The organism is Mesorhizobium sp. WSM1293, assembly GCF_000513875.1.
Lineage (GTDB): Bacteria > Pseudomonadota > Alphaproteobacteria > Rhizobiales > Rhizobiaceae > Mesorhizobium > Mesorhizobium ciceri.
Window position 1 is genome coordinate 1 of the sequence record NZ_KI911320.1, and the last position, 26,178, is coordinate 26,178.

Sequence of the window (26,178 nt, forward strand, 5' to 3'; positions counted from 1 at the left end):
TGCGAGGCGGTGACCATAGCGACCGAAGGCACGTCCAGTGCGAACTGGGCGAAATAGGCCATCGGCGACAACGCCAGTCCGATGTCCCTCACCCGAGCGCCTGCAGCCATCAAACCGGACACCAGCGCCAGCTTGATGCCAAGCGAATAGGAGCGGAAATCGTGCCCGGTGACGATATCGGGACCGGCACCGACACGGCGGATCAGCGTGCCAAGCCCCATTCCGAGCGCCTGGACGCCAATCAGATTGAGCTCCGGCAGTTGCGCGGAGCCGGGATGGCCAAACCACCAGCGCGCATCATATTCTCGAAAGCCGGATGGCTTGATCAGCGCTTCGGTTTCGAACTCGAAACTGTTGGGCCGGGCGTCGCCAACGATGCTGAAGGACAAGACTGGAAAACTCCGAGTGGCGGAAATTACGAGTTGTCGAGGACTGCGGCTTAGCACAGAAGGCTTTAAGCCACGTTTATCCCAGGAGGGAATCCGAGCCTTTCGGGCTATGCTCGACGAAAGCCGATGAAATGCGACAGAAGTGCTGCCATGCCGCTTGCAGGAACGAAGTGTGGCGGCTATAAGCCCGCGGTCTGGTCACGGAGTGTAGCGCAGCCTGGTAGCGCACCTCGTTCGGGACGAGGGGGTCGCAGGTTCAAATCCTGCCACTCCGACCAGAAAAAACAAAGAGTTAGCGCATCCCGACTTCGGCGCTCCACCTGCCCCTCAAGCGAGATTACTCGCGTCTCCCCGCCGGCCGACAGCGATGCCTGTTGCACTGAACAGCAACCAGACGGTCAACCGGCCGCTTTATGCCTTCATGCGTGCGCTCGCGGACAGATTCCGGAAAACATCTCAACTGGTACGCGCGTCCGGCTAGCGGAGGCCAAAAAAGCTCAAGATCGCTATCACGATGACCACAGCTTCAACGAGCCAAATGATATTGTTCATGATCTCTCTCCTGTTGCCTGGGGGAAGCCCGCGCCTCTGGCGGAGAACGCGGGCCGACCAGTCTTTGCCGACTGATCCGCAGCAGACACCAAATCGTGATCCCGGCTGCGAGAAATAAAACCATCAGGCACGTCTAATGTTCCGTCGTTGACGAGATCCGGCGGTGACAGTGAACGTTCGGGCCGATGCCGGACCACCGGAACCAAAGCGATCAGGGGCAGTTAATCCAATGAAGGGCTAATTAAGAAAACGGAGAAATTGCAATGAAAACAATGATCATGTGCGCGTTGGCGCTTTCCATTGGACTGCCCGTCGTGGCTTCGGCAGCCGAAGCCGATGTGGTTGTTAGAACCCATCATCGACATCACGGCAGCGTCAAGATCATCAACGAAGACGGTCAGCGCTTGCACCACCGCCGCCATGGTACTGTGGCGTTCTACGACCATGGGCGCCGGCATCATCACCGCGATACCGTTGTCGTGACAGGTTCCGTCTCCACCCATCGCCACCACCATCGGCACCATCCCGTGGTGATCGAGAACGACGGGTACTGACCACAGATCTCCGGCCCGATTCTTGAAGGAATCGGGCCACGAGAGGCCCTTTGATCATGCTTTTGGCAGCATCGTCGGCAAGACAATTGCCCCTAGCCAGACTTAGGTCTGACCCCTGCCCGACCGAAGTCCAGGTTGGAAACGCATGCGCTTGCCCCAAATTCGGGGTGGCGGGCAAAAATGATCGATGAAACCAAGAGCAGCAGCATGTCGAACCGTGAGACCAAACGATCCGATGCCCTGAGCACGCGAGTAACAGAGATCAAGGCCAGGATGCAGCAAGCCCAGATTACCGAAGACGAGATAAAGATCTTCCAGAAGGTCGCGGCCATCATGGAGGGCGGCGAGGGCCGAATCGAGGTTGACGACCTGATTGCCGCGTCATTCCTCACCGACACGCTGCTGAACAGCCCGAAGCGTTAAGCGACCATGCCGACGATTAGCAGACTTTTTGATTCCCACGCCGATGCGACGCGGGTCGCTAGCGACTTGGTGGCGGCCGGAATTCCTCGCGTACAGATCGCGATCATCGGGCCTTACAATGACGAGACAGGATCTGTTTGGGTTTCCGCTTTGGGGTCGGTACTGGGCGCTGCCGCCGGCGGGTTGGCATGTCTGAGCGCCGTTGCGGCAGTTGGCATCAATCCTGTTGCTGCGAGCGTATTGCCAACAGCGGTGGCTGGCGCGGTCTGTGGCGGCGTTGCCGGCGGTCTGTTTGGAACATTCGCCAAAGCCGCCATAAAGGCGGATGATCAGGACGTGGCCGAGGGCGTCGTCCTGGTGACGGCGCATGTCGATGAAAATGACGCCGAGATCGCTCAGACAGTGCTCGGCGGTCCCCCGTCGACGTTGGTGGCCGAAGCAGCTTAGGAAAGCCGCCTCGACGTCGCCGGAACCGGCACTCTCCGTTTGCCAGCGATTGAACTCCACACCCGGCAAATAGCAATTCAGACTGGGGATGTTCCTGCTGTCGACCGCATGGCCGAGCCCTGTGGCAGGTTCCTTCGCGGCCGCATATTTTGACGAAAAGGCCCGTCGGCTCTAGGGTCGATTGACCTGATGGAATGAGTGAAACGGCGGGCCGAGTGCGACATGAATTTGAATTCAACCACAGCCCCGCACTTGATTCTTGTGATGACGCTGGTTCTCGTCGCTGGCTGTTCATCGCTCGGCAGAACCGTCGATCCAGCGAAATACGATTCAATGACGTGCACCGACCTCAACAGCGCGATGGGAGACGTCGCCCGTGACATCTCGCAAACGGCAATCACGCGCGGCAAGGTCACCAACACCAATGTTCCACGCTGGCTGCTCGGCGGCTCACGCGTGAAGACCGCGGTAGCCAACCGTGAAACAGCCAGGATCGACCGGCTTAAGCAGCAACAGGATGCCATTGCCGCCGTGCGAGCGCGCAAGTGCCAGAGGTCCGCGAATTGAGCGGACAGCCAACGCCTCGGTGCAGAGCCCGGTTCAGGCGCTCAGGCGAAATCGCGTCACGTCGATCGCGGCGGCCATCAGCGTCTGTGTGTAGGCGTGCTGCGGATTGCTGAAGATCGCCTCGGTCGGCCCTTCCTCGACGATCTTGCCCTGTTTCATGACGATGATGTAGTCGGCCATGGCGCGCACGACCGACAGATCGTGGCTGATGAAGAGATAGGACAATTCGTGGTCCGCCTGCAGCTTGCGCAGCAGTTCGACGATCTGTTTCTGCACAGAGCGATCGAGCGCCGAAGTCGGCTCATCCAATACCACCAGCCTGGGCTTCAGGATCATGGCGCGGGCAATGGCGATGCGCTGCCGCTGACCGCCGGAGAATTCGTGCGGGTAGCGGTTGCGGGCGTTGGGGTCGAGGCCGACCTCGCGCAATGCCTCGACCGCGCGTTGATCACGCTGCTTGCCCGAAAGGTCAGGCTCATGCACCAGAAGTCCTTCGGTGATGACCTGGCCGACAGTCATGCGCGGCGACAACGAGCCGAACGGGTCCTGGAAGACGAGCTGCATCTGGCGCCGCAGCGGCCGCATCGCCTGCCTGTCGGCTTGGGAAATGTCGCGATCGCCGAAACGGATGAGCCCGTCACTCGGCAACAGCCGCAGCAAGGCGCGGCCAAGCGTCGACTTGCCCGAGCCGGATTCACCAACGATGCCGATGGTCTGGTTGCGCTGCAGCCGGATCGAGATGTGATCGACTGCACGCAGCATCAGCGGTTCGCCAGCAAGAAACCCGCCGCCGATCCTGAACGTCACTTCGACATTCCTGCCTTCGAGCAGCACTGGGGCGTTGGCGGGCGGCGGCGCCTTGCTGCCAGTCGGCTCGGCCGCCAGCAGCATTTTCGTGTAGGCATGCTGTGGGTTGACGAAGATGGCCTCCGCCTCCCCCTCCTCGACAACCTCGCCCTGGCGCATGACATAGACCCGATCGGCAAAGCGGCGGACGATGCCAAGATCGTGGGTGATGAAGACGATCGCCATGCCGAGCTTGCGCTGCAATTCGGCCAGAAGCATCAGGATCTGCGCCTGTATGGTCACGTCGAGCGCCGTCGTCGGCTCGTCGGCGATCAATATGTCAGGGTCGTTGGCGAGCGCCATCGCGATCATCACACGCTGGCGCTGGCCACCCGACATTTCGTGCGGATAGGATTTCATCCGCCGCTCGGGATCGGGAATATGCACCAGCCGCAGCAGTTTGAGCGCTTCTTCACGCGCCTCCGCGACATTCAGGCCCCGATGACGGCGGATCGGTTCGATCAACTGGTTGCCGATCGAATAGAGCGGATCGAGCGAAGTCATCGGCTCCTGGAAGATCATGCTGATCTTGCGGCCACGGACCTTGTTGAGCTCGGATTTGCTGAGTGTTAGAAGATTGCGGCCACGATAGTCGACGCTGCCTGTCGCTTCGCCATTCGACGCCAGCAGGCTCATCGCCGCCATCATCGTCTGGCTTTTGCCGGAGCCGGATTCGCCGACCACGGCAACGGTCTCGCCCGATTTGACATGGATGTTTATGCCCTTGACCGCCTCGACGGCGCCGTCGAGCGTGCGGAAGCGGACACGCAAATCCTTGACGCTGAGGATCGTTTCGGAAGCAGCCATCTCAGCGGTCCCCCTCTTTATCGATCCGCATCTTAGCGATCCCCATCTTAGCGATCCCTCGGGTCGAGTGCGTCGCGCAGGCCGTCGCCGACGAAGTTCAGCGCAAACAGCGTCGAGACGAGAAAGAAGGCGGGGAACAGGAGCAGCCAGTTGGCGGTGCCGATGTTCTTGGCGCCGACCGAGATCAGAACGCCCCAGCTGGTCATCGGCTCCTGCACGCCGAGGCCGAGAAACGATAGGAAGCTTTCCAGTATGATCACCTGCGGCACCAGCAGCGTCATGTAGATGACCACCGGGCCGAGCAGATTGGGGATGACGTGGCGCAGCAGGATGCCGCGCTGGCCGACGCCCATGGCTTCCGCCGCCTGGACATATTCCTGGCGGCGGATCGACAGTGCCTGGCCACGCACGATGCGCGCCATGTCGAGCCACAGCACGGCGCCGACGGCCAGGAACATCAGCACGAAGTTGCGGCCGAAGAACACCACCAGCATGATGACGAAGAAGATGAAGGGCAAGGAATAGAGCACGTCGACGATGCGCATCATCACCTCGTCGACCTTGCCTCCGGCAAAACCGGCAGCGGCCCCGTAGACCACGCCGATGACCACCGCCACGACGCCCGCGAGCAGGCCGATGGCCAGCGATATACGCCCGGCCATCAGCGTGCGCGACAACAGGTCCCGTCCGGTGTTGTCGGTGCCGAACAGGAAATATTGCTGCTTGATCGAGGCGCTCATCGTCACTTCGAGACCGTCCGGCGACTTGCTCTCGATCTTGGTGTCGTCAAAGGCATCTGATCGGTCAAGATAGCGGATGTTGCGATCGTCGATCGGCCTGGTCGACTTGACGGTGACGAAGACCTGGTTGCCTTCCTGCCGCCATTCCTTGATGTCGACCCGCATGCGCTTGATCGCTTCGGTGAGCGCCGTCTCGATCATGTCGGCCTTCGGATAGGCTGACAGGCTTGGCGGCATGCGCACATAGTCGGCATAGATGGTGGTGTATTGATGCGGCACGAACCACGGCCCGAACACGCTGACGACACCGATCAGGGCAAGGTAATACAGGCTGAACATGGCGGCGCGATTGGCCTTGAGCCGCGCCCAGGCATCCCCCCAGAGCGAACGGCCGATGACGGTGGGGGCGACTGTGGCCGCGATGTCAGTCATAGCGCACCCTCGGATCGACGACCGCGTACATGACGTCGACGATCAGGTTGAAGACAATGGTAAAGATGGCGATCACCACCACCGTTCCCATCACCAGCGTGTAGTCACGATTGAGCGCGGCATCGACGAAATAGCGGCCGACGCCTGGGATGGAGAAGATCGTCTCGACGATGACCGAGCCGGTCAGCAGTGCCGCCGCCGCCGGACCGGTGAAGGAGACGATCGGCAGGATGGCGCCGCGCAACGCGTGCTTGACCACCACCGACCAGTCGGACAGGCCCAGCGCGCGCGCCGTGCGGATGTGGTGGGACCGCAAGGATTCGATCATCGAGCCACGCATCAGCCGGGCGACGATGGCGATCTGCGGCAGGGCGAGCGTCAGCACCGGACCGACCTTGTTGATGAAAGCGCCATCGCCCCACCCACCGATCGGCAGCAGCCTCCAGGTCAGCCCGAACAGGAGTTGGATCACCGGCGCGATGACGAAGGTTGGGATGGTGCTGCCGGCCGTCGCCAGCGCGATCACCGTATAGTCGCCAAGCTTGTTCTGATTGAGCGCCGCAATGGTGCCGAGCACGGAACCGAGCAGCAGCGCCAGGACGAGCGCCGAGGCGCCGAGCTGAACCGAAATCGGCAGCCCCTTGGCGAACAGTTCGGTGACGGTGAAATCCGGCATGTTGTAGCTCGGGCCGAAATTGCCGCGCAACAAATTGCCGAGATAGTGGACGAATTGTAGCCAGAGCGGGTCGTTGAGGCCGAACTGGGCTTCGAGATTGGCCCTGATCTCGGGACTGAGCCCCCGCTCCTGGTTGAATGGACCGCCCGGCGCGACGCGCATCAGGAAAAACGCCATTGTCACGATGACGAACAGCGTTGGAATGGCGGTCAGAAGCCGCCGTAATACGTATCGCAGCATCGGTGCCCCGCTTGATCCAGAGCCGCGCGCGTCCAGTTAGACGGCCGCGCTCCAGCTTTCAAATCTTCGCACCGACATTTGCCGAAATGGAATTCCGGTACCCGGGCCGATGCGATGGCAAACCATCGCCACCGCGCCTGGAGGGCGCGGTGGCTTGGCCAGGGTTAGTCCTTGCTGACGAAGCGCGACGGATGCACGTCCATCACGTTGTCGACGAAGCCATGCAGCTTCGAGGAGACGATATCGTGGTAGCTGTAATAGAGGAGCGGTATCTGGCCGACATCGTCGACCAGGATGCGTTCGGCGTCGGCCAGTTCCTTCATGCGCTGTTCGGGGTTGCCGCCGGCGGCGGCCGCCTTGTCCATGGCCGCCTCATAGGCCGGGCTGTTGTAGTCCGAATAATTGTTGCCGCTGGCCTTGCGCGAGATGCCGAGGAAGGTTTCCGGATCCTTGTAGTCGGCGATCCAGGCGGCACGTGCCAGATCATAGTTACCCTTCTGCTCGAGGAAGGAGTAGTGGGTCTTGGTGTCGGTGTTGAGCAGCGTGACATCGACGCCAAGCGGCTTCAGCTGTTCCTGGATCGCCACCGCAGTGTTCTTGTGGTTTTCCGACGTGTTATAGCGGATTTCCATCTTCAGCGGCTTTTCGGGCGTATAGCCGAGTTTCTCGAGGATCTTCTTGGCCGCATCCTCGCGGTCGATCTGCGGCATGTCCGCATATTTGGCCATTGCCGGCGTGTAGCCTTCGATGCCGGGAGGCACCATCGAATAGCCGGGCAGCATCGAGTTCTGCCAGACTTTTTCGGCGAGGAAGTCGCGGTCGATCGCCATCGAGATGGCATTGCGCAGCTCTACATTATCCCACGGCGCCTTGTCGGTCTTGATCGCATAATAATAGGTGCCGAGATACGGTCCGACGTGGATCTGGTCGCCAAACTTGGTCTTGAGATCGGCGAGCTGTTCAGTCGGAAGGTCGTCGTAGCTGTCCAGTTCGCCTGCCTCGAAGCGCTTCATCGCCGAAGAGCGGTCCTCGGTCGGGATGTAGTTGACGACGTCGAACTTGACGGTCGCCGCATCCCAGAATTTCGGGTTCTTGACCAGCTTCATATGATCGTTGGGAACCCATTCGGCCAGCGTATAGGCGCCGTTCGAAACGAGATTGCCGGGCTTGATCCAATCGGCGCCGAGCTTTTCGATGGAGGCCTTGCTCACCGGATAGGTCGCCTGGTGGGTCAGCATCTCCAGGAAGTAGGGCGTCGGCGCCTTCAGCGTGACCTCCAGCGTATTTGCGTCAATCGCCTTGACGCCCATGTCCTCAGGCTTGCCCTTCTTGGTGTTGACGTCCTCCGCACCCTTTACCGGATACAGCATCGAGGCATATTCGGCGCCGGTCGCCGGATCCTCCAGCCGGTGGAAGGCATAGACGAAATCGTCCGCCGTAACCGGGCTGCCATCCGACCACATGCCGTCCTTGCGCAGCTTGAACGTATAGACGGTTCCGTCGTCCGAAACCGTCCAGCTCTCGGCGGCACCAGGAATGAGATTGGCCTTCTGGTCCTGCATGACCAAGCCCTGGAACAGGTCGCGCAGGACATTGGCTTCGTAAACCGTCGAGGTCTTGTGCGGATCGACCGACTCCGATTCAGCGGCGGTGCCCCTGTTATAGACGGTCTCGGCAAAGGCCTGCGTGTAGAACGTCCCGGCGGCCAGCGTCATCGTCGTGGCGAACACAGTCGCCTTCAGCATGTTTTTCAGCATGAAGTTCTCCCTGTCGGCGCCGCCGTTGGCGCGCCTATTAAGTGTTGACGCCCTGGAGCCGATATCTGACCCCTTTGAGCGCGCCGCTGGTTCCCGTCCTGCGGCTCGTGCCCAGACACTAACGCGGAGAATTTTTATTTCAACAGACTCTCTGGGTCACCCAAAGTAAGGCGGACGAAAGCTATGGTGTGGCCGCTGAAACACCAGCCGAAACCAAAAGCTTGACTTGGTTTCTTCACCTCGACGCTATTTTTCACCGCGAATCGGGAGCCATGCCAGTTTGCCGGAATGTCTTAATGCGTTCTTAAGCAACCTGAGGTTACATTACGAGTACCTTCTATACAGTTCGAGCTTCAGACGCGCGGCGGCTATGAGTAACGGAGCAAGTAAATTGCCCAAAATCCGTCAACTAATGCGGAAATTTCAAGAAGAGCGCGGTACCTCTGCGGTTGAGTTTGCCTTACTTTCACCGATTTTCATTCTTCTTCTACTCGGAATGGTTGCATACGGTATATACTTCGGCGCCGCCAACTCGATCCAGCAGATCGCAGCGGATGCCGCCCGCACGGCAATTGCCGGGTTGAACCAAACCGAACGTCAAACGCTCGTAGCCAGCTTCGTCACCAACAATGCCGGCGGATATCCCTTCGTGGATGTCAGCAAGTTGACCTACCAGGCCAACGACAGCTCGGCCGATGGAAGCCAGTTCGTGGTGTCCATACAATACGACGCCCGCAACCTGCCGATCTGGAACCTTTTCCCGGGCATAGCCATGCCCGGGACCACGATCAGGCGCCAGTCAACGATCAGGGTCGGGGGCATTTGAATGCTGCTGCATGCGTGCAATGGGATCGGTCGGCTTGCCCGGTTGATGCTGAGTGACAGGAAAGCAAACTTCACCGTCATGGCGGCATTGAGCGCGCCGGTGGCGCTGGCGCTGGCCGCAGTGGCCATCGACGAAGCCTCGATCTACACCGAGCGCCGCGAAGCGCAGGCAATGGTGGATCTGGCGGCGATCACCGCCGCCTCGAACATGACCAATGTCAATACAGCGGTCGTTACCACGCTGACCGACAACGGCATGCCAGGGGTTGTCGTTCAAAGCTCGGGACAGACGATCGAGCCGGCGGTCGGCAAAACCGTCGTGACGGTCACGCCCGGGCGATATGTGGCATCCGGGGCCAATGTGGGCCAGCGTTTCCAGGCCAGCATAACCCCCTACAATGCCGTCCGTGTCACCCTGAAGAAGATCCCCGCCCGCTATTTCGCGAGTTCGCTGATCCCCACTCCCGTCATCGGCACCCAAGCCACCGCCAGCATGACGCCACAGGCGACGTTCTCGGTCGGATCGAGGCTCGCCAGCCTCGATGGCGGTATCCTCAACGCGCTTCTCGGCGGACTGCTCGGCAGCAACATCTCGCTCAGTGTCATGGACTACAACGCGCTGATCTCCGCGGATGTGAGCGTGCTCTCCTTCGTGGACGGCCTTGCCACACAGCTGAACCTAACTGGCGTCTCGTATTCGGATGTGTTGGCATCGAAGGCGACCGTCGGCCAGATCGCCACGGCCATGGCCAATGTGCCTGGGCTTGGCAACACGGCCAAGGTCGCCCTGCAGACGATCGCGTCCAAGTCGACCAGCACGGTCCAGATCCCGCTCAGTCATCTGGTCGATCTCGGCTCCGTCGGCAAGTTGGGCCTCGGCCAAAGGCCCGCCGGCCTCGGCGTCGACGCCAGCGCCTTGGGAATGCTGACGGCCGCCGCCGGACTGGCAAACGGTTCAAAACAGGTCGACGTCGCCCTCGGAGCCACCATTCCCGGGGTGCTGTCGACCACGCTCGCCATCGCCATCGGCGAACCACCGCAATCCTCGCCATGGCTGGCGGTTGGAGAAGCCGGCACCGTGGTTCGCACCGCGCAAACGCGCATCAAGCTGCTTGTCACGGTCGGCGTCGGCAACCCAAACCTGGGCGGCGGTATCAGCCTGCTGTCGGTCAAGCTGCCGCTGAATGTCGAAGTAGCCTACGCCGAGGCCAAGCTGACCGACATCAACTGCCCGACCGGCCCCGACAGCCTGAAGGTTACCATTGCCGCGAAGCCCGGCATCGCGGCGGTGAACCTTGCCGCCAGCGATGCCGATAACAGCCCCACCGCCTTCGCGGATTTCAGCAACCCGCAGTCGTTCTCCGACGCCAACATCGCGGATGTCAGCCTCAATCTGCTGCTGTTAAAAATCCCGCTAATATTGGTGAAGGGTTCGGCGGGTGCCGACATCACCAACGTCAGCCCGACCAACCTGGTCTTCAACAAAACCGAGATCGCCGCCAAAACCATCAAGACGACGCCGACACGGGACATTACCCAGACGCTGACAACGTCACTGGTCGACAAGTTGTCGCTTTCCGTCAATGCGCTTGGTATCCTCGGGCTTGACGTAACGGCGTTGCTCGGCACCGTGAAGCCAGCTGTGACGACGCTTCTGAAAACCGTGACCGCACCAGTCGACACATTGCTTTACAATCTACTCGATACGCTCGGCGTGCATCTCGGCGTGGCCGATGTCCGGGTCACCGGCGCGACATGCGGACGTGCCGTGCTGGTGCAGTAACGTCGGGATATCAGTCGAGCCTGCCCAAAAAGGCTCCGAGCGCTGGCAGCAAAAGCTCAGTCTCGACGAGCGCGGCATTGCCATCCAGCTGCGCAACCGCTCCGATGTCCCCCGGCAACGGCCAATTGGCCGGTCCTCCGGCGAAATTGAAGACACAGAGCAGTCTTTCACCGCCACCGTCGCGGATGAAAGCGAGCAGGTCACCCTCGGCGTCGAGAAAGCGGATCGAGCCGGATATCAGCGCCTCATGCTCCCCGCGCAAGGCCAGCGCAGCCCGGTAGGACGCGAGCACAGAGACCGTGTCGGCATTCTGGACGTCGACGGCGCGAGCGCGATGGCTGGCCGGTATCGGCAGCCAGGGCCTGGCCGTGGAGAAGCCTGCATTGTCGGCGCCGGCCTCCCACACCATCGGCGTGCGGCACCCATCCCTGCCCTTGACGCCTGGCCAGAAGCGGATGCCGACGGGATCGCGCAGATCTTCATAGGCCAGCTCCGCCTCCTCCAGCCCGAGTTCCTCGCCCTCATAGAGGCAGATCGAGCCGCGCAGGCAGGCGAGCAGCATGATCGAGAATCTTGCGACCGCGTCGGGCTCGCTGTCCGGCCTTGTCCAGCGGCTGACATGGCGCGCCACGTCATGGTTGGAGAAGGCCCAGCAGACCCAGCCGTCGGAGACGGCCGCCTCGAAGGCTTCGACGCAGCCACGCACATGCGCGGCCGAGAACTGCGGACCGAGCAGGTCGAAGGTGTAACACATATGCAGCTTGTCGCCGCCTGAGGTATAGGCGGCGAGCGTCTGCAGCGAGCGGCCTTCATCGCCGATCTCGCCGACGGCAGCACGGTCGTCATATTCGTCGAGCAGCGCCCTGAAGCGGCGCAGGAACGCCAGGTTTTCCGGCTGCGTCTTGTCGAACAGGTGCTCCTGGTAAAGGTAGGTGTTGGTCTCGCTGTTGGTGCCGGCGACGCTTGATGCCAAGGGTGGATTGCTGCGCAGCCAGCGGTCGTGGACATAGTAATTGACCGTATCGAGCCGAAAACCGTCGACGCCGCGCTCCAGCCAGAAGCGCACAGTTTCCAGAAGCGCGTCCTGAACCTCCGGATTGTGGAAATTCAGATCGGGCTGCGAGGGGAGGAAATTGTGCATGTAATACTGCCGGCGGGTAGAATCCCATTCCCAGGCCGGGCCACCGAAGACGGAGAGCCAGTTGTTTGGCGCGCTGCCATCTGGCTTGGTATCGGCCCAGACATACCAGTCGGCCTTGGGGTTATCGCGGCTGGCGCGGCTTTCGACAAACCAGTCGTGCTTGTCGGATGAATGCGACAGCACCTGGTCGATGATGATCTTCAGGCCGAGACGATGCGCCTCGGCGACCAGCGCATCGAAATCCTCGAGCGTGCCGAACATCGGATCGACATCGCAGTAGTCCGACACGTCGTAGCCCATATCGGCCATCGGCGACTTGAAGAAAGGCGACAGCCAGATGGCGTCGACACCGAGCGAGGCGACATGGGCGAGCCTCGATGTGATACCGGCGAGATCGCCGCTGCCATCGCCGGTCGTGTCCTGGAAGGAGCGCGGATAGATCTGGTAGATGACGCAACCGCGCCACCATCCCTTCTTGTCACTCGCCGCCATTGCGCTTCTCCCTTGTGCCGGCCTGCGCTCGTTCGATCATGAAGATCATCGTCCGCCCGGATATTGGCCGCGAGATATCCGCCGCATCCGGCGCTTCGATATCTGGGGCCCAGAAGAATCCGTCTCGTTCAGGCAAGGTGAACATGCAGGCCCGGCGATCGCCGTTGATAAGCACCGCAAGACGGCGGCCGTCATCGCTGGCGCCACTCAGGACCATGACAAGACGGTGCCGCTGCGGATCCTGCCAGCTCTGTTCATCGAGCGGCGCGCCCGTCTCAGCAAGCCATGCGACGTCCGGTATCTCCGAACCTGCCGGCGGCTGGCCAGTGAGGAAGCTTGTGTCGGAAAGCGCCGGCATCGATCGGCGCAGCCTCGAGAGTGCCGCTGTGTAGCGCTCCAGCGCCTGGTCGCGGCCGGCCCAGTCGAGCCAGGTGATCTCGTTGTCTTGGGCATAGGCGTTGTTGTTGCCTTGCTGGGTGCGGCCGAATTCGTCGCCCGCGGTCAGCATGATGATGCCGCGCGAGGCAAACAACGTGGCGAGCAGCGCGCGCTGATCGTTCTGGCGAGCCGCTGCCACGGCCGGGTTGTCCGCATCACCTTCCACGCCGTTGTTCCAGGACAGGTTTTCATTGTGGCCGTCGCGGTTCTGCTCGCCATTGGCTTCGTTGTGCTTGCGCTCGTAGCGCACGATGTCGGCGAGCGTCATGCCGTCATGGGCGGCGATGAAATTGACACTGCGGCTGGCGCCTTGCCCGTTCGCGGCAAACACATCTGACGAACCGGCGAGCCGGGTCGCCAGGGCGCCGACCATGCCGGCGTCGCCGCGCCAGAACCGTCTGACATCGTCGCGATACTTGTCGTTCCATTCGAGGAAGGGCGCTGGAAAATTGCCGAGCTGATAGCCGTCGGGGCCGATGTCCCACGGCTCGGCGATCAACACGCGATCGGCCAGCAGTGCGTCATCGCGCATCGCTCTCAGCAGCGGCGCCTCGGCATCGAATGTGCCCTCGACCCGCCCCAGAATGGGAGCGAGGTCGAAGCGGAAGCCATCGACACCGGCATCCCTGACGAAATGGCGAAGCGTGTCGAGGACCATCTCCTGGACCACAGGATGGTCGCAAGCGACTGTGTTGCCGGTACCGGTGTCGTTGGCCAGCCTGCCATCAGGTGTGTGCCGGTAGTAGGCCTGGTTGTCGAAGCCGCGCAGCGACAGCGTGGGACCAAGCCTGTCGCTCTCGCCGGTGTGGTTGAAGACGAGGTCGAGGATGACGCCGATACCAGCCTGGCGCAGCACAGCGACCGTGTTTCGCAGTTCCATGATGCCGCCCGGCGCAAGGCGCGGATCGAGGGCCATGAACGTCACGGGATTGTAGCCCCAGGCGTTGCGCAGCCCGAGCGGCGGCAGATGCCGTTCGTCGATCGACGCGGTCACCGGCATCAGTTCGACCGCGCCAACGCCGAGTTTTTTCAGGTGCTCGACGATCGCCGGTTGAGCAAGTGCGGCGACTGTTCCGCGCAATTTTTCGGGAACGTCCGAATGCAGCATGGTGAAGGCGCGCACCGGAATTTCGTAGACCAGGCCGCCGGCGCGGAAGAGCGGCGGCGCAGCCTGCACAGGCTTCGGTAGCGCAGCCGCGATCGCCTTCGGCATCAGCGACGCGGTATCGCCCCCCTCGCCCCGGCGATTGGCCAGCCGCCAGTCATAGGCATAAGGCCTGTCAATCTCGACGGCGTAGGGATCGGTCAGCAATTTGTCGGGGTCGAACCACAGTCCATGCTCCGGCGCATAGTCCCCGTCGGCGCGGAAACCGTAGCGGGTTCCGGAGCCAAGACCTGCAACGAACAGCGCGTGGACGCCCTCGCCTTCCCGCTGCAGTTCGAGCCGTTCGATTTCCCGCATGCCCTGCTCGTCGAAGATCGAGACCCAAAGCCGACGGGCGGCCTGCGACCAGGCGGCAAAGCGGATGCCTTCGCGGGTGACTGTGGCGCCGAGCTGGGTCATGCCCGCGCCTCACCTTCTCCCCTCGCGGGAGAAGGTGGATCGGCGCGCAGCGCCGAGACGGATGAGGGGTGTTGGAAGGAACGCGGCGTTAGTGATCTGGACATCGGTTTGCGCCAAGCTGGAGCACCCCTCATCCGACCGAGCTTCGCTCGGCCACCTTCTCCCACAAGGGGAGAAGGTGAAACGCGCGCAGCCACTCTCAAGTGATCACGCTCGGCTTGGGGCGGCCGGTATGGCTGTGAATCCCGGCAATATCGTCAGCCGCGGCAATCAGATCGGCAAGGGCGGCCTGGGTGTCGAGATCGTGCCGAGACTTGTCCGGCTCGTAGCGCTCGATGTAGACGCGCAACGTCGCGCCCGACGTGCCGGTGCCGGACAGCCGAAAGACGACCCGCGAACCACCTTCGAACAGAACCCTGATGCCCTGATGCTCGCTGATCGAACCGTCGACCGGATCGTGATAGGCAAAATCGTCGGCACTGGCGATTTTCAGGCCGCGCACGCTGGTGCCAGGCAGCGAGCCGAGCTTGGCACGCAGTTCGTCGACCAGCGCGTTGGCGCGGTCGCTCTCGACCTCTTCATAATCGTGCCGCGAATAGTAGTTGCGACCGTAGGTCGCCCAGTGCTCGGTGACGATCTGCTTGCAGCTTTCGCCACGCGCGGCAAGGATGTTGAGCCACAAAAGCACCGCCCACAGGCCGTCCTTTTCGCGGACATGGTTGGAGCCGGTGCCGGCACTCTCTTCACCGCAGATCGTCGCCATGTCGGCATCGAGCAGATTGCCGAAGAATTTCCAGCCGGTCGGAGTCTCATAGATGCCGACGCCGAGTTTTTCAGCAACGCGATCGGCCGCGCCACTGGTCGGCATCGAGCGTGCAATGCCTTTCAAACCGGCCTTGTAGCCGGGCGCCAGACGCGCATTGGCGGCGAGCATGGCGACCGAATCCGACGGGGTGACGAAAATGCCCTTGCCGATGATCAGATTGCGGTCGCCATCCCCATCCGAGGCGGCACCGAAATCCGGCGCGTCCGGTCCCATCATCTCGTCATAGAGGTGTTTGGCGTGGACAAGGTTCGGGTCCGGATGGTGGCCGCCGAAATCCGGCAGCGGCTTGAAATTGCGGCAGGTGCCATTGGGCGCGCCGAGCCGGTTTTCCAGGATCTCCTTGGCGTAGGGACCGGTCACCGCGTGCATGGCGTCGAAGCGCATGCGAAAGCCGGACTTGAAGAGTTTGCGCAAGGCGTCGAAATCGAACAGGCTTTCCATCAGCGCAGCATAGTCCACGACCGGATCGATGATCTCGACCGTCATGCCGGCGGCCTTGACCGTGCCTGTTGTGTCGATGTCGATCGGATCGATATCGACAATCTTGAAGCTCGAAATCGCCTTGGTCTTTTCGAAGATCGCGTCGGTAAGCTTTTCCGGCGCCGGGCCGCCATTGCCGGCATTGTACTTGATGCCGAAATCCTCATGCGGGCCGCCCGGATTGTGGCTGGCCGACAGGATGATGCCGCCAAAGGTCTTGTATTTGCGGATGACATGCGAAGCGGCTGGCGTCGACAGGATGCCGCCCTGCCCGACCATCACCTTGCCGAAACCGTTGGCGGCTGCGATGGCGATGGCCTTCTGGATGACCTCGCGGTTGTAGAAGCGGCCGTCGCCACCGATCACCAGGGTCTTGCCCTTGAAACCGTCGAGCGCGTCGAAGATCGACTGGATGAAATTCTCGGCATAGTGCTCCTGCTGAAAGACAGGCACCTTCTTGCGCAGGCCCGACGTGCCGGGCTTCTGGTCGGAATAAGGCTTGGTGGGAACGGTCCGTATCATGCTTCAGGCAACCCTTTTCGAAAGCAGCGAACGATAGAGTTCGACATATTTTTCGGCGCTCTTGTCCCACGACACATCGGCTTTCATGCCCTGGCGCTGCAGCGATTCCCAGACCGTCGGACTGGCATGGGCGTCGACGAGGCGGCGGATAGCGTGCAGGAGGGCGCCGCCATCGTTGGGCGCGAACTGGAAGCCGGTGGCGACGCCGGCAGAGACGGCAGCCTCATTGGCGTCGATGACCGTGTCGGCGAGGCCGCCGGTGCGCGCGACCACCGGCACGCAGCCATAGCGCAGGCCGTAAAGCTGCGTCAGCCCGCACGGTTCGAAGCGCGAGGGAATGACGATGGCGTCGCAGCCGCCCTGCATGATGTGCGACAGCCCCTCGTCGTAGCCGACGACGACGCCGATGCGGCCGCGATGCCTGGCGGCGGCGGCAAGCAGCGCGCCTTCGAGACCGGCATCGCCCGATCCCAGGATGGCGAGCCGCGCACCCGTCGCGACAATGCCGTCGACCACCAGCGCCAATATGTCCATGCCCTTTTGCCAGGTCAGGCGGCTGACCACGCAGACGATCGGGCTGTCATCGCGCTCAAGGCTGAAGCGGTCCTCCACGGCAGCCCTGTTGGGTGCGCGCGCCTTCAGCGTGCTGCCCGTGTAGTTGGACACCAGATGCTTGTCGGTTTCCGGATCCCAGATGCCGGTGTCGATGCCGTTGACGATGCCATGGAGATCGCTGGAGCGCATGTTGATGAGGCCGTCGAGGCCCATGCCGAATTCGGGCGAGCGGATTTCCTGCGCGTAGGTCGGACTGACCGTGGTGATCGCCCAGGCGGCCTGCAGGCCCGCCTTGAGGAAGCCGACACCACCATAATATTCGACGCCGTCGAGCGCCATCGCCGCCGCCGGCAAGCCAAGCTCGCCGAAAATGCCGGCGCCGAACTGGCCCTGGAAGGCGAGGTTGTGGACGGTCATCATCGAAGGCACGCCGACCGCCTTGCCATAGCGCATATAGGCCAGCGTCATCGCCGACTGCCAGTCATGGGCGTGCACGATGTCGGGCTGGTAGCCCGAGATGGCGCCGCCGGCGATGTCGCCGCCGACCTGGCTCAACGCCGCGAAACGCCGCCAATTGTCTGGCCAGTCGACGCCAGTCGCATTGCCATAGGGGCCGCCGGGACGGTCGAACAGATGCGGCGCATCGAGCACGAACAGTTCGAGCCCGGCGAGTTGGACGGAATGGACAGAGGCCTTGCCGCCCTGCAGCAAGGGGTATTGCAGAACCGCCCGCTTTTTCTTGAAGGCAGCCATGACGGTCGGAAAGCCGGGCATGAGCGTGCGCACGGTCACGCCCTTGGCCGCCAAGGCAATGGGCAGCGCGCCGGTCACGTCGGCAAGCCCACCGGTCTTGATGAGCGGGAAAATTTCCGGCGTGACCGACAGAACCTGCATGCGTCAGAGCCCCAGCTTGTCGATCATGTCCTGGGTGACCAGGCAGATGCCCTTTTCGGAAACGCGGAAGCGCTTGGCGTCGAGAATAGGATCTTCGCCGACCACCAGCCCTTCCGGTATCCTAACACCGTGGTCGATGACCACGCGCTTCAACTTTGCGTTCCGGCCGACATGAACGTCGGGCAGCATGACGACTTCTTCGAGCGTCGAATAGGAATTGATGCGCGCGCCGGTGAAGATCAGGCTTTTTTTCAGCGAAGCCCCCGAGACGATGCAATCGCCCGAAACCAGCGAAGACACAGCCGAACCGCGGCGGCCATCCTCGTCATGCACGAACTTTGCCGGCGGCTTCAATTCGGCATAGGTCCAGATCGGCCAGTCGCGGTCGTAGAGGTCGAGCTCCGGCGTGATATCGGTCAGGTCGATATTGGCTTCCCAATAGGCGTCGACCGTTCCGACATCGCGCCAGTAGGCCTCGTTCTCGGCGGTCGAGCGGACGCAGGACTTGGCGAAGCGGTGCGCGATCGCCTTACCGTTCTGGACGATATAGGGGATGATGTCCTTGCCGAAGTCGCGGCTCGAGCCCGGCTCGGCCGCATCGCGGCGCAACTGCTCCATCAGAAACTTGGTCTTGAAGACGTAAATGCCCATCGAGGCCAAGGCAAACTCCGGCTTATCGGGAATGCCGGGCGGATCGGCGGGCTTTTCGACGAAGGCGATGATGTTGTCCTTGCCATCGACATGCATGACGCCGAAGCCGGTGGCTTCCATGCGCGGCACTTCGAGGCAGCCAACGGTGACGTCGGCATTGGCGTCGACGTGCTGGCGAAGCATCATCTCGTAGTCCATCTTGTAGATGTGGTCGCCAGCCAGGATGACCATGTATTCGGGTCCGTAGGCCTCGATGATGTCGATGTTCTGATAGACGGCGTCAGCCGTGCCCTCATACCATTGCGTTTCCGAGACGCGCTGGCTGGCCGGCAGGATGTCGAAGCTTTCGTTTCGCTCGGGGCGCAGGAAGTTCCAGCCGCGCTGCAAATGACGGATCAGCGAATGTGCCTTGTACTGGGTGGCAACGCCGAGGCGTCGAATGCCGGAGTTAAGCGCGTTGGAGAGCGCGAAGTCGATGATGCGCGTCTTGCCGCCGAAATACACGGCCGGCTTGGCGCGCCGGTCGGTCAGTTCCTTGAGGCGGCTGCCACGGCCGCCGGCCAATACATAGGCCATGGCATCGCGCGCCAGCGGCTGGGTCCGTTTCAAGTCTGCCATTTCTACCCTCCCAAGTTACTCGATCTCGACATGTTACTCAGTGTCGATGGGTTCAGTCGGCGACGAGCTCGAGCATGATCGTGGACAGCGGCGGCAAGAGCATCGTCGCGGCGATGCTTCCTTCCTCCGCCCGCGCCTCGACCATGCCGCCATTGCCCTTGCCGGAACCGCCATATTCAGAAGCGTCGGTGTTGATGATCTCGCGCCATTTGCCTGATGTCGGCAACGGCACGCGATAATTATCGCGCGGCACCGGCGTGAAATTGGAAATGACGGCCACCGGGCTGCCGCCCGGCGCGCTGCGCAGCCAGGCAAAAACCGAATTCTGGCTGTCGTCGACGATCAGCCAAGAAAACCCTTCCGGCTCACAATCACGGCCGTGCAGTGCCGGGCGCGAACGGTAGAGATAGTTGAGATCGCGCACCGTCTGCCAGACGCCGCGATGCGGCCTGAACTCCAGCAGATTCCAGTCCAGCGCGCGCGCCTCGCTCCATTCGCGGCGCTGCGCGAACTCCTGCCCCATGAAAAGCAGCTTCTTGCCGGGATAGCCCCACATGAAAGCGTAGTAGGCGCGTAGCGTCGCAAACTTCTGCCAGTCGTCGCCGGCCATCTTGCCAAGCAACGTGCCTTTGCCGTGCACAACCTCGTCATGCGAGAGCGGCAGCACGAAATTCTCCGAGAAGGCGTAGGTCAGGCCGAAGGTGAGGTCGTTGTGGTGGTGTTTTCGGAAGATCGGCTCCTTGGAGAAATACTCCAGCGTGTCGTGCATGAAGCCCATATTCCACTTGAAGCCGAAGCCGAGGCCGCCTTCATGCACCGGTGCCGAGACCTTCGGCCATGAGGTCGATTCCTCGGCTATGGTCATGACGCCCGGATGATAGCCGTAGACCTCCTTGTTCATCTTCTGCAGGAAGCTGACCGCCTCGAGATTCTCGCGGCCGCCCTTCTCGTTGGGGATCCATTCGCCGGCCTTGCGTGAATAGTCGAGGTAGAGCATCGAGGCGACCGCGTCGACGCGCAAACCGTCGACATGGTATTTCTCGGCCCAGAACAGCGCATTGTTGACCAGGAACGACACCACCTCGCGGCGGCCGAAATTGTAGATCGCGGTGTTCCAGTCGGGATGAAAACCCTTGCGCGGATCGGCATGTTCATAGAGCGCGGTGCCATCGAAATTGGCCAGGCCATGCGCGTCGACCGGGAAATGTGCCGGCACCCAGTCGAGGATGACGCCGACGCCGGCGCGGTGGGCGCCATCGACGAAACGGGCAAAGCCGTCCGGGTCCCCAAAGCGGGCCGACGGCGCGTAAAGGCCGGTCGTCTGATAGCCCCAGGACGGGTCGTAGGGATGTTCAGAGATCGGCATGAATTCGATGTGGGTGAAACCGGTCTCGACCACATAGGGGATCAGCCGGTCGGCCAACTCGTCCCATGACAGGAACGTTCCGTCGTCGCGAAGCTGCCAGGAGCCGGCATGGACCTCGTAGATCGAGATGGCTTCTCGCCGGTGATCGGCATTGCGCCAGAAATTGCGATGCGCCTCGTCGCCCCACTCATGCGCCGGCGGCACCGCCACGACCGAAGCAGTAGCCGGACGCAGTTCGGATTTGAAGGCGAACGGGTCGGCCTTCAGCGGCAGCCTCACACCATCGGGGCCGATGATCTCGTATTTGTAGGGTCGTCCGGCACCGATGTCGGGTACGAACAGTTCCCAGATACCGGTGTCGCGCCGGTCTCGCATGGTGTGCCGGCGGCCGTCCCACTCGTTGAAGTCGCCGACCACAGAGACGCGCCGCGCATTGGGAGCCCAGACGGCGAAATGCACTCCGGTGGCGCCTTCGTGATCAATGACATGGGCGCCGAGCTTGTCGAACAGCCTGAGATGCGAGCCTTGGGCGATGTAGTAATCGTCCATCGGGCCCAGCACCGGACCGAACGAATAGGGATCGGTCAGCCACCAGTCGCCGCCGGCGTTCCTGGCATGATAGCGCAGGGGTTGCCGCTTCTTGATCGAGAGCTTGCCTTCGAAAAAGCCGCCATCGTCGCGCCTGGACAATTCACCCGCGATGGTGCCGGTCAGCGTGTAGGCGGTGACGAATTCGGCATTCGGAACAAAGCACCGGGCATACAGGCTCTTGCCGACCTCATGGACACCAAGGACGGCGAAGGGATCTCCGTGCGTGCCGGCAACAATCGCCGCGACATCGCCGGCTGGCGCCAGTCCATCCGGCCCGCTTGTCGCAGCGGTCGCGCGCGGCTTCTTCATCAGGCAGTGTCCCTCCCCGGGCACCAAGTGTTTGTTTCTAGTGATGTGAATCCAACATTCAAATTCACATCACCGGGACCACATTGTTTGCGGCCTCATGCAATCACATCAGACAGGCACGTTCCAGATTTCTTTCGCATATTGGCGGATCGTGCGATCGGAGGAGAACCAGCCGACACGCGCAACGTTGCGGATTGCCCGGGCGTACCAGTCGGGACTGTTGCGCCAGACCGCATCGACCTCGCGCTGGGCGGCGGCATAGGCATCGAAATCGGCGGCAACCATGAACCAGTCGCTGTTGTAGAGACCGTTGATGAGATCGCGGTAACGCTCCGGATCGTCCGGCGAGAAGACGCCTGACGAAACAGCCGCAACCGCTTGCGCCAGCTCAGGCGAGCCTTCGATGACGGCGCGCGGATCGTAGCCGTTGTTGCGCCGCTCGGCGACCTCGGCGGTGGTCAGGCCGAAGATGAAGATGTTGTCGTCGCCGACGCATTCCTTGATCTCGACATTGGCGCCGTCGAGCGTGCCGATGGTCAGCGCACCGTTCAGCGCGAACTTCATGTTGCCGGTGCCCGACGCTTCCATGCCGGCGGTCGAGATCTGTTCGGACAGATCGGCGGCCGGCATCATGATCTCGGCAAGGCTGACATTGTAGTTCGGCACGAACACCACCTTCAGGAGACCGCGCACGGCCGGATCGCGGTTGATGACCTTGGCGACATCGTTGGCGAGTTTGATGATCAGCTTGGCATTGTGGTAGCTGGGCGCCGCCTTGCCGCCGAAGAATTTCACGCGCGGCATCCAGTCGCGCTCGGGATGCGAGCGGATCTGGTCGTAGAGGGCGATCGCCTCGAGGATATTCAGAAGCTGGCGCTTGTATTCATGGATACGCTTGATCTGGATGTCGAAAAGCGCCGAGGGATCGACCTTGATGCCGAGCCGGTCGGCGACGAGGTTGGCCAGCCGCGCCTTGTTGGCTCGCTTGACGGCGGCGAACTTGTCGCGAAAGGCGGCATCGCCGGCGAAACCGTCGAGATCCTTGATGGCGTCGATGTCATCGAGAAAGCGGTCGCCGATCGCCTCGCGGGCAAGCGACGTCAGCCCGGGATTACACTGGATCAGCCAGCGCCGCGGCGTGATGCCGTTGGTCTTGTTGTTGATGCGATCGGGATAGAGCTTGTGCAGATCGGCGAACACCGTCTCCTTCATCAGGTCGGTGTGAAGCGCCGAAACGCCGTTGATCGAGTGCGAACCGACAAAGGCCAGATTGCCCATGCGCACCCGGCGGTCGCCATTTTCCTGGATCAGCGAGATGCGGCCGATCTGCTCGTCCGAGAACTGGTTGGACGCACGCGCCTCCAGAAGCACTTCGGCGTTGATGGCATAGACGATCTGCATGTGGCGCGGCAAAAGCCGCTCGAACAGCGGCACCGGCCAGCTTTCCAGCGCCTCGGGCAGCAGCGTGTGGTTGGTGTAGCCGAAGGTGCGCTGGGTGATGTCCCAGGCCTGATCGAAGTCCATGCCGTGGACGTCCATCAACAGGCGCATCAACTCCGGCACAGCGATGGCCGGATGGGTGTCGTTCAGGTGGATCGCAGCCTTGTCGGGCAAGGACTTCAGGTCGCCATATTGGCTGAGATGGCGCTGGACGATGTCCTGCAGCGATGCGGTGGAGAAGAAATATTCCTGCCGAAGCCGCAGTTCCTGCCCGGCCTTGTGGGAATCGGCGGGATAGAGCACGCGCGACAAGGCATCGGCCTTGTTGCTTTCGGCGAGCGCGCCGATGTGGTCGCCGGCATTGAACTTGTCGAGCAGGATCGGATCGACCGGCATGCCCGACCAGAGCCGCAGCGTGTTGACGCGGTTGGCCCGCCAGCCGACGACGGGCGTATCATAGGCGACGGCCAGCACATGCTCGGTCGGCTTCCAGACATGGCGTTCGAGGCGGCCGTCCTTGGAGGTGATCGATTCCACCGAACCGCCGAAACCGACCTCGAACGAGCGCTCACGGCGTTCGAATTCCCACGGGTTGCCGTGATCGAGCCAGGTTTCAGGCAATTCGACCTGCCAGCCGTCGTGAATCTCCTGGCGGAACATGCCGTTGGCGTAGCGGATGCCGTAGCCATGCGCGGGAATGTCGACGGTCGCCATGCTTTCCATGAAGCAGGCCGCAAGCCGCCCGAGGCCGCCATTGCCAAGTGCGGCATCCGGCTCGAGTGCGGCGATGAGATCGAGATCGACGCCCAGGGACGACAGGGCCTCGCGCATGTTGTCCATCAGGCCGAGATTGGAGAAGGCATCGCGCATCAGGCGGCCGATGAGGAACTCCAGAGACAGATAATAGACGCGTTTTTCCTTCTGATCGTACGCCTCCTTCGTCGCCTGCATCCAGCGATCGACGATCCGGTCGCGCACGACCTTGATCGAGGCGGTCAGCCAGTCGTACTGGGTCGCAACGGTGGTATCCTTGCCGACCCGGTATTTGAGGGCCACCAAGACTTCACGTGCGAGTGTCTTGGGATCAGGATTTTCGAGCAGTGGAGGAAGGGGTTCGGATGTCATCGCGCTCGTCATGATGCCTCTCGTGCGGTTGCCATGATCATACCGGCTTTCATCGCTCCTCCCAGCCCATGCTAGCTGATACCGCTATATATTCAATCGATTTAAACATGCCCGAACCGGCATGCCCCCTGCGGCAATTTGGCAATTCGCAAGTGTGACGCGCCAAGACGGTCGCGCGACGCGCTTCAAATTCCTGTTCCGTGCTTGCCGTGCCGCCAACCCTCCAGCACTTGGGCGACATGTATCAGGCCGCCAGCGCTGCCTCGGGCGGAACCTTTGCTCCGGTCATGAAGGCCACGGCATCGGACATCGTATATTGCTTGGGATCGATGACGCAGAGGCGACGGCCGAGCCGGTGGATGTGAATGCGGTCGGCCACTTCGAAGACATGCGGCATGTTGTGCGAGATCAGCACGATCGGCAGGCCGCGCTTCTTGACGTCGAGGATCAACTCGAGCACGCGGCGGCTTTCCTTGACGCCAAGGGCGGCCGTCGGCTCGTCCATGATCACCACACGACTGCCGAAGGCGGCCGCGCGCGCCACCGCAACGCCCTGCCTCTGGCCGCCCGAGAGCGTTTCCACAGCCTGGCTGATGTTCTGGATGGTCATCAGGCCAAGCTCGGTAAGCTTGTCGCGGGCGCGCTTTTCCATCGCCGGACGGTCGAGCATACGCAGCCAATCGCCCAGAAAACCCGGTTTGCGGATCTCGCGGCCAAGGAACATGTTATCGGCGATCGAGAGCGCCGGCGACAGTGCCAGATTCTGGTAGACGGTCTCGATGCCGGCTTCGCGTGCCTCCATCGGCGATTTGAAGGCGACGGGTTTGCCTTCAAGCCGGATCTCGCCTTCGTCGGGCACGGCCGCGCCGGAAATCGCCTTGATGAGCGACGACTTGCCGGCGCCGTTGTCGCCGATGACGGCGAGGATTTCGCCGGGATAAAGGTCGAAGTCGGCATTGTCGAGGGCGGTGACACGGCCATAGCGCTTGATCAGGCCACGCGCGGTGAGGATGGGTTCCTGGGTCATGGTCATGCCGACACCTTTCTGATCCATTGGTCGACTGCCACGGCGCCGATGATCAGCACACCGGTGAGCAGCACCTTCCATTGCGGATCGGCGCCCAGCATGTTGAGGCCCATGGAAACGACGCCGACGATCATCGCGCCGAACAGCGTGCCCAGGATGGAGCCGCGTCCGCCGAAGAGGGAAATACCGCCGATCACCGTCGCGGTGATGGCCTGCAGATTGTAGTCGGTGACGGCAGCCGACGGCGAGATCGAGCCGTTGCGGCCGATGGAGACCCAGGCCGCGAAAGCGGCGATCAGGCCGGCCAAGGTGTAGACCGTCATCAACACCTTCTTGGTCTGGATGCCCGACAGCTTCGCCGCCTCCTGGTCATCGCCAACGGCGTAGACATGGCGGCCCCACGCCGTGTGATTGAGCACGTACCAGAGGATCATCACGAGCAGGACCGTGGCAATGACGCCGAGCGTCAGCACCGCAGTGCCGACCTTGAAACTGATGGCAAAGAGATGCAGCAGCGGCGCCTGGGTATCGACGTCGGTGTCGCGGATCGTCTCGTTGGCCGAATAGATGAAGTTCGTGGCCATGACGATGTTCCAGGTGCCAAGCGTCACGATGAAGGGTGGTAGCTTCATGTAGGCGACAAGCACCCCGTTGAGCAGCCCGCAGGCGGCGCCGGCGGCAAGCCCGATCGCCACTGCGAGCGCGCTCGGCATGCCGTAGGAGACCGCGCAATTGCCCATGATCACCGCTGAAATCACCATGATCACACCGATCGACAGGTCGATGCCCGCGGTCAGGATGACCAATGTCTGCGCAGCCCCCAGAATGCCGATGATGGCGATCTGCTGCAGGATAAGCGTCAGCGTGTAGGACGAAAAGAAACGCCCACCGATGGTGATGCCGAAGACGATGATCGCCAGAACCAGGACGATCAGCGGCACCGCGGCCGGCGTCGAATGCAAGAAATGCTGGATACGCTTGACGGCCGATTTGTGCTCGTCAAAAGCAGCAACGCTGGTGTCGCTGCTCGAGAGAACCTTCTCGAATTCCTGAGCTTGAGCCATGTTTTCTCCCCGTAGGCTTCAGCCAAACGCCGACGCC

19 protein-coding genes, 1 tRNA gene and 1 pseudogene are annotated in these 26,178 nt (G+C 61.9%); 7 read left to right on the forward strand and 14 right to left on the reverse strand.

Annotation, left to right across the window (positions count from 1 at the left end; all coding sequences use genetic code 11):
• Nucleotides 1-389 (reverse strand): annotated as a pseudogene (locus M729_RS01000000136350) (phosphomannomutase/phosphoglucomutase); the annotation flags it as partial.
• Between the two features lie 201 nt (nt 390-590).
• On the opposite strand from M729_RS01000000136350, the gene M729_RS0132600 reads away from it, so the two are divergent.
• The 5 genes from M729_RS0132600 to M729_RS0132625 all read left to right on the forward strand — a co-directional run bounded on the left by M729_RS0132600 (nt 591) and on the right by M729_RS0132625 (nt 2,932).
• Nucleotides 591-667 (forward strand) — tRNA-Pro (locus M729_RS0132600).
• A gap of 537 nt (nt 668-1,204) precedes the next feature.
• Entirely contained in the window at nt 1,205-1,495 is a 291-nt protein-coding gene (locus M729_RS0132605; RefSeq protein ID WP_024503706.1) for a hypothetical protein, read from the forward strand.
• Nucleotides 1,496-1,675: 180 nt separating this feature from the next.
• Nucleotides 1,676-1,918 carry a hypothetical protein gene (locus tag M729_RS0132610; RefSeq protein ID WP_027164085.1) on the forward strand — a complete coding sequence of 81 codons (243 nt, stop codon included), beginning with the start codon at nt 1,676-1,678 and terminating at the stop codon, nt 1,916-1,918.
• Nucleotides 1,919-1,924: 6 nt separating this feature from the next.
• Nucleotides 1,925-2,365, forward strand: a complete 441-nt coding sequence (locus tag M729_RS1000000139610; RefSeq protein ID WP_027164086.1) for a hypothetical protein — start codon at nt 1,925-1,927, stop codon at nt 2,363-2,365.
• A gap of 222 nt (nt 2,366-2,587) precedes the next feature.
• Nucleotides 2,588-2,932, forward strand: coding sequence for a hypothetical protein (locus M729_RS0132625; RefSeq protein WP_027164087.1), 345 nt, complete (start codon nt 2,588-2,590; stop codon nt 2,930-2,932).
• Between the two features lie 33 nt (nt 2,933-2,965).
• Here M729_RS0132625 and M729_RS0132630 read toward each other — a convergent pair whose 3' ends face one another.
• From M729_RS0132630 to M729_RS0132645, 4 genes are all read right to left on the reverse strand, one after another.
• On the reverse strand, nt 2,966-4,585 hold the full coding sequence (locus M729_RS0132630) for an ABC transporter ATP-binding protein (RefSeq protein WP_013532689.1): 1,620 nt from the start codon (nt 4,583-4,585) through the stop codon (nt 2,966-2,968).
• Nucleotides 4,586-4,632: 47 nt separating this feature from the next.
• Nucleotides 4,633-5,757 (reverse strand): ABC transporter permease subunit, encoded by a 1,125-nt coding sequence (locus M729_RS0132635; protein ID WP_013532690.1) that lies wholly within the window; start codon nt 5,755-5,757, stop codon nt 4,633-4,635.
• A complete protein-coding gene (locus M729_RS0132640) occupies nt 5,750-6,673 on the reverse strand; it encodes an ABC transporter permease subunit (RefSeq protein WP_013532691.1) in 924 nt (307 codons plus the stop codon). The genes M729_RS0132635 and M729_RS0132640 overlap by 8 nt, the downstream gene beginning before the upstream one ends.
• Before the next feature lie 164 nt (nt 6,674-6,837).
• Entirely contained in the window at nt 6,838-8,430 is a 1,593-nt protein-coding gene (locus M729_RS0132645; protein ID WP_013532692.1) for a peptide ABC transporter substrate-binding protein, read from the reverse strand.
• Nucleotides 8,431-8,842: 412 nt separating this feature from the next.
• On the opposite strand from M729_RS0132645, the gene M729_RS01000000136355 reads away from it, so the two are divergent.
• Both M729_RS01000000136355 and M729_RS0132655 read left to right on the forward strand, forming a co-directional pair.
• Nucleotides 8,843-9,256, forward strand: coding sequence for a TadE/TadG family type IV pilus assembly protein (locus M729_RS01000000136355; RefSeq protein WP_174564973.1), 414 nt, complete (start codon nt 8,843-8,845; stop codon nt 9,254-9,256).
• Nucleotides 9,257-11,038 carry a TadG family pilus assembly protein gene (locus M729_RS0132655; protein WP_013532694.1) on the forward strand — a complete coding sequence of 594 codons (1,782 nt, stop codon included), beginning with the start codon at nt 9,257-9,259 and terminating at the stop codon, nt 11,036-11,038.
• 10 nt (nt 11,039-11,048) lie between these two features.
• Here the strand turns inward: M729_RS0132655 and M729_RS0132660 are convergent, their stop codons facing one another.
• The 9 genes from M729_RS0132660 to M729_RS0132700 all read right to left on the reverse strand — a co-directional run bounded on the left by M729_RS0132660 (nt 11,049) and on the right by M729_RS0132700 (nt 26,141).
• The gene (locus M729_RS0132660) at nt 11,049-12,671 is read right to left on the reverse strand and encodes an alpha-glucosidase family protein (protein ID WP_027164088.1); all 1,623 of its coding nucleotides are present in this window, start codon (nt 12,669-12,671) and stop codon (nt 11,049-11,051) included.
• On the reverse strand, nt 12,658-14,673 hold the full coding sequence (glgX, locus tag M729_RS0132665; protein ID WP_027164089.1) for a glycogen debranching protein GlgX: 2,016 nt from the start codon (nt 14,671-14,673) through the stop codon (nt 12,658-12,660). The genes M729_RS0132660 and glgX overlap by 14 nt, the downstream gene beginning before the upstream one ends.
• 199 nt (nt 14,674-14,872) lie before the next feature.
• A complete protein-coding gene (locus tag M729_RS0132670) occupies nt 14,873-16,501 on the reverse strand; it encodes an alpha-D-glucose phosphate-specific phosphoglucomutase (protein WP_027164090.1) in 1,629 nt (542 codons plus the stop codon).
• 3 nt (nt 16,502-16,504) lie between these two features.
• Nucleotides 16,505-17,950, reverse strand: coding sequence for a glycogen synthase GlgA (gene glgA, locus M729_RS0132675; RefSeq protein WP_027164091.1), 1,446 nt, complete (start codon nt 17,948-17,950; stop codon nt 16,505-16,507).
• Between the two features lie 3 nt (nt 17,951-17,953).
• Nucleotides 17,954-19,219 (reverse strand): glucose-1-phosphate adenylyltransferase, encoded by a 1,266-nt coding sequence (gene glgC, locus M729_RS0132680; protein ID WP_027164092.1) that lies wholly within the window; start codon nt 19,217-19,219, stop codon nt 17,954-17,956.
• 52 nt (nt 19,220-19,271) lie between these two features.
• A complete protein-coding gene (gene glgB / locus M729_RS0132685; RefSeq protein ID WP_027164093.1) occupies nt 19,272-21,485 on the reverse strand; it encodes a 1,4-alpha-glucan branching protein GlgB in 2,214 nt (737 codons plus the stop codon).
• A gap of 108 nt (nt 21,486-21,593) precedes the next feature.
• Nucleotides 21,594-24,062: a glycogen/starch/alpha-glucan phosphorylase gene (locus tag M729_RS0132690; RefSeq protein WP_024503694.1), complete on the reverse strand. Its 2,469-nt coding sequence runs from the start codon at nt 24,060-24,062 to the stop codon at nt 21,594-21,596.
• A gap of 232 nt (nt 24,063-24,294) precedes the next feature.
• Nucleotides 24,295-25,104 (reverse strand): ATP-binding cassette domain-containing protein, encoded by an 810-nt coding sequence (locus M729_RS0132695; RefSeq protein ID WP_224621066.1) that lies wholly within the window; start codon nt 25,102-25,104, stop codon nt 24,295-24,297.
• Nucleotides 25,080-26,141, reverse strand: a complete 1,062-nt coding sequence (locus M729_RS0132700) for an ABC transporter permease (protein ID WP_013532703.1) — start codon at nt 26,139-26,141, stop codon at nt 25,080-25,082. The genes M729_RS0132695 and M729_RS0132700 overlap by 25 nt, the downstream gene beginning before the upstream one ends.
• Nucleotides 26,142-26,178: the final 37 nt, after the last annotated feature.

Bases quoted from the DNA above. Each gene is read 5' to 3' on its own strand.
- M729_RS0132690 (WP_024503694.1), bottom strand. From the start codon at position 24,062: ATGACGAGCGCGATGACATCCGAACCCCTTCCTCCACTGCTCGAAAAT.
- M729_RS0132695 (WP_224621066.1), bottom strand. From the start codon at position 25,104: ATGGATCAGAAAGGTGTCGGCATGACCATGACCCAGGAACCCATCCTC.
- M729_RS0132635 (WP_013532690.1), bottom strand. From the start codon at position 5,757: ATGACTGACATCGCGGCCACAGTCGCCCCCACCGTCATCGGCCGTTCG.
- M729_RS0132700 (WP_013532703.1), bottom strand. From the start codon at position 26,141: ATGGCTCAAGCTCAGGAATTCGAGAAGGTTCTCTCGAGCAGCGACACC.
- glgA (WP_027164091.1), bottom strand. From the start codon at position 17,950: ATGCAGGTTCTGTCGGTCACGCCGGAAATTTTCCCGCTCATCAAGACC.
- M729_RS0132670 (WP_027164090.1), bottom strand. From the start codon at position 16,501: ATGATACGGACCGTTCCCACCAAGCCTTATTCCGACCAGAAGCCCGGC.
- glgX (WP_027164089.1), bottom strand. From the start codon at position 14,673: ATGACCCAGCTCGGCGCCACAGTCACCCGCGAAGGCATCCGCTTTGCC.
- M729_RS0132645 (WP_013532692.1), bottom strand. From the start codon at position 8,430: ATGCTGAAAAACATGCTGAAGGCGACTGTGTTCGCCACGACGATGACG.
- glgB (WP_027164093.1), bottom strand. From the start codon at position 21,485: ATGAAGAAGCCGCGCGCGACCGCTGCGACAAGCGGGCCGGATGGACTG.
- M729_RS0132610 (WP_027164085.1), top strand. From the start codon at position 1,676: ATGATCGATGAAACCAAGAGCAGCAGCATGTCGAACCGTGAGACCAAA.
- M729_RS0132655 (WP_013532694.1), top strand. From the start codon at position 9,257: ATGCTGCTGCATGCGTGCAATGGGATCGGTCGGCTTGCCCGGTTGATG.
- M729_RS0132640 (WP_013532691.1), bottom strand. From the start codon at position 6,673: ATGCTGCGATACGTATTACGGCGGCTTCTGACCGCCATTCCAACGCTG.
- M729_RS0132630 (WP_013532689.1), bottom strand. From the start codon at position 4,585: ATGGCTGCTTCCGAAACGATCCTCAGCGTCAAGGATTTGCGTGTCCGC.
- M729_RS01000000136355 (WP_174564973.1), top strand. From the start codon at position 8,843: ATGCGGAAATTTCAAGAAGAGCGCGGTACCTCTGCGGTTGAGTTTGCC.
- glgC (WP_027164092.1), bottom strand. From the start codon at position 19,219: ATGGCAGACTTGAAACGGACCCAGCCGCTGGCGCGCGATGCCATGGCC.
- M729_RS0132605 (WP_024503706.1), top strand. From the start codon at position 1,205: ATGAAAACAATGATCATGTGCGCGTTGGCGCTTTCCATTGGACTGCCC.
- M729_RS0132660 (WP_027164088.1), bottom strand. From the start codon at position 12,671: ATGGCGGCGAGTGACAAGAAGGGATGGTGGCGCGGTTGCGTCATCTAC.
- M729_RS1000000139610 (WP_027164086.1), top strand. From the start codon at position 1,925: ATGCCGACGATTAGCAGACTTTTTGATTCCCACGCCGATGCGACGCGG.
- M729_RS0132625 (WP_027164087.1), top strand. From the start codon at position 2,588: ATGAATTTGAATTCAACCACAGCCCCGCACTTGATTCTTGTGATGACG.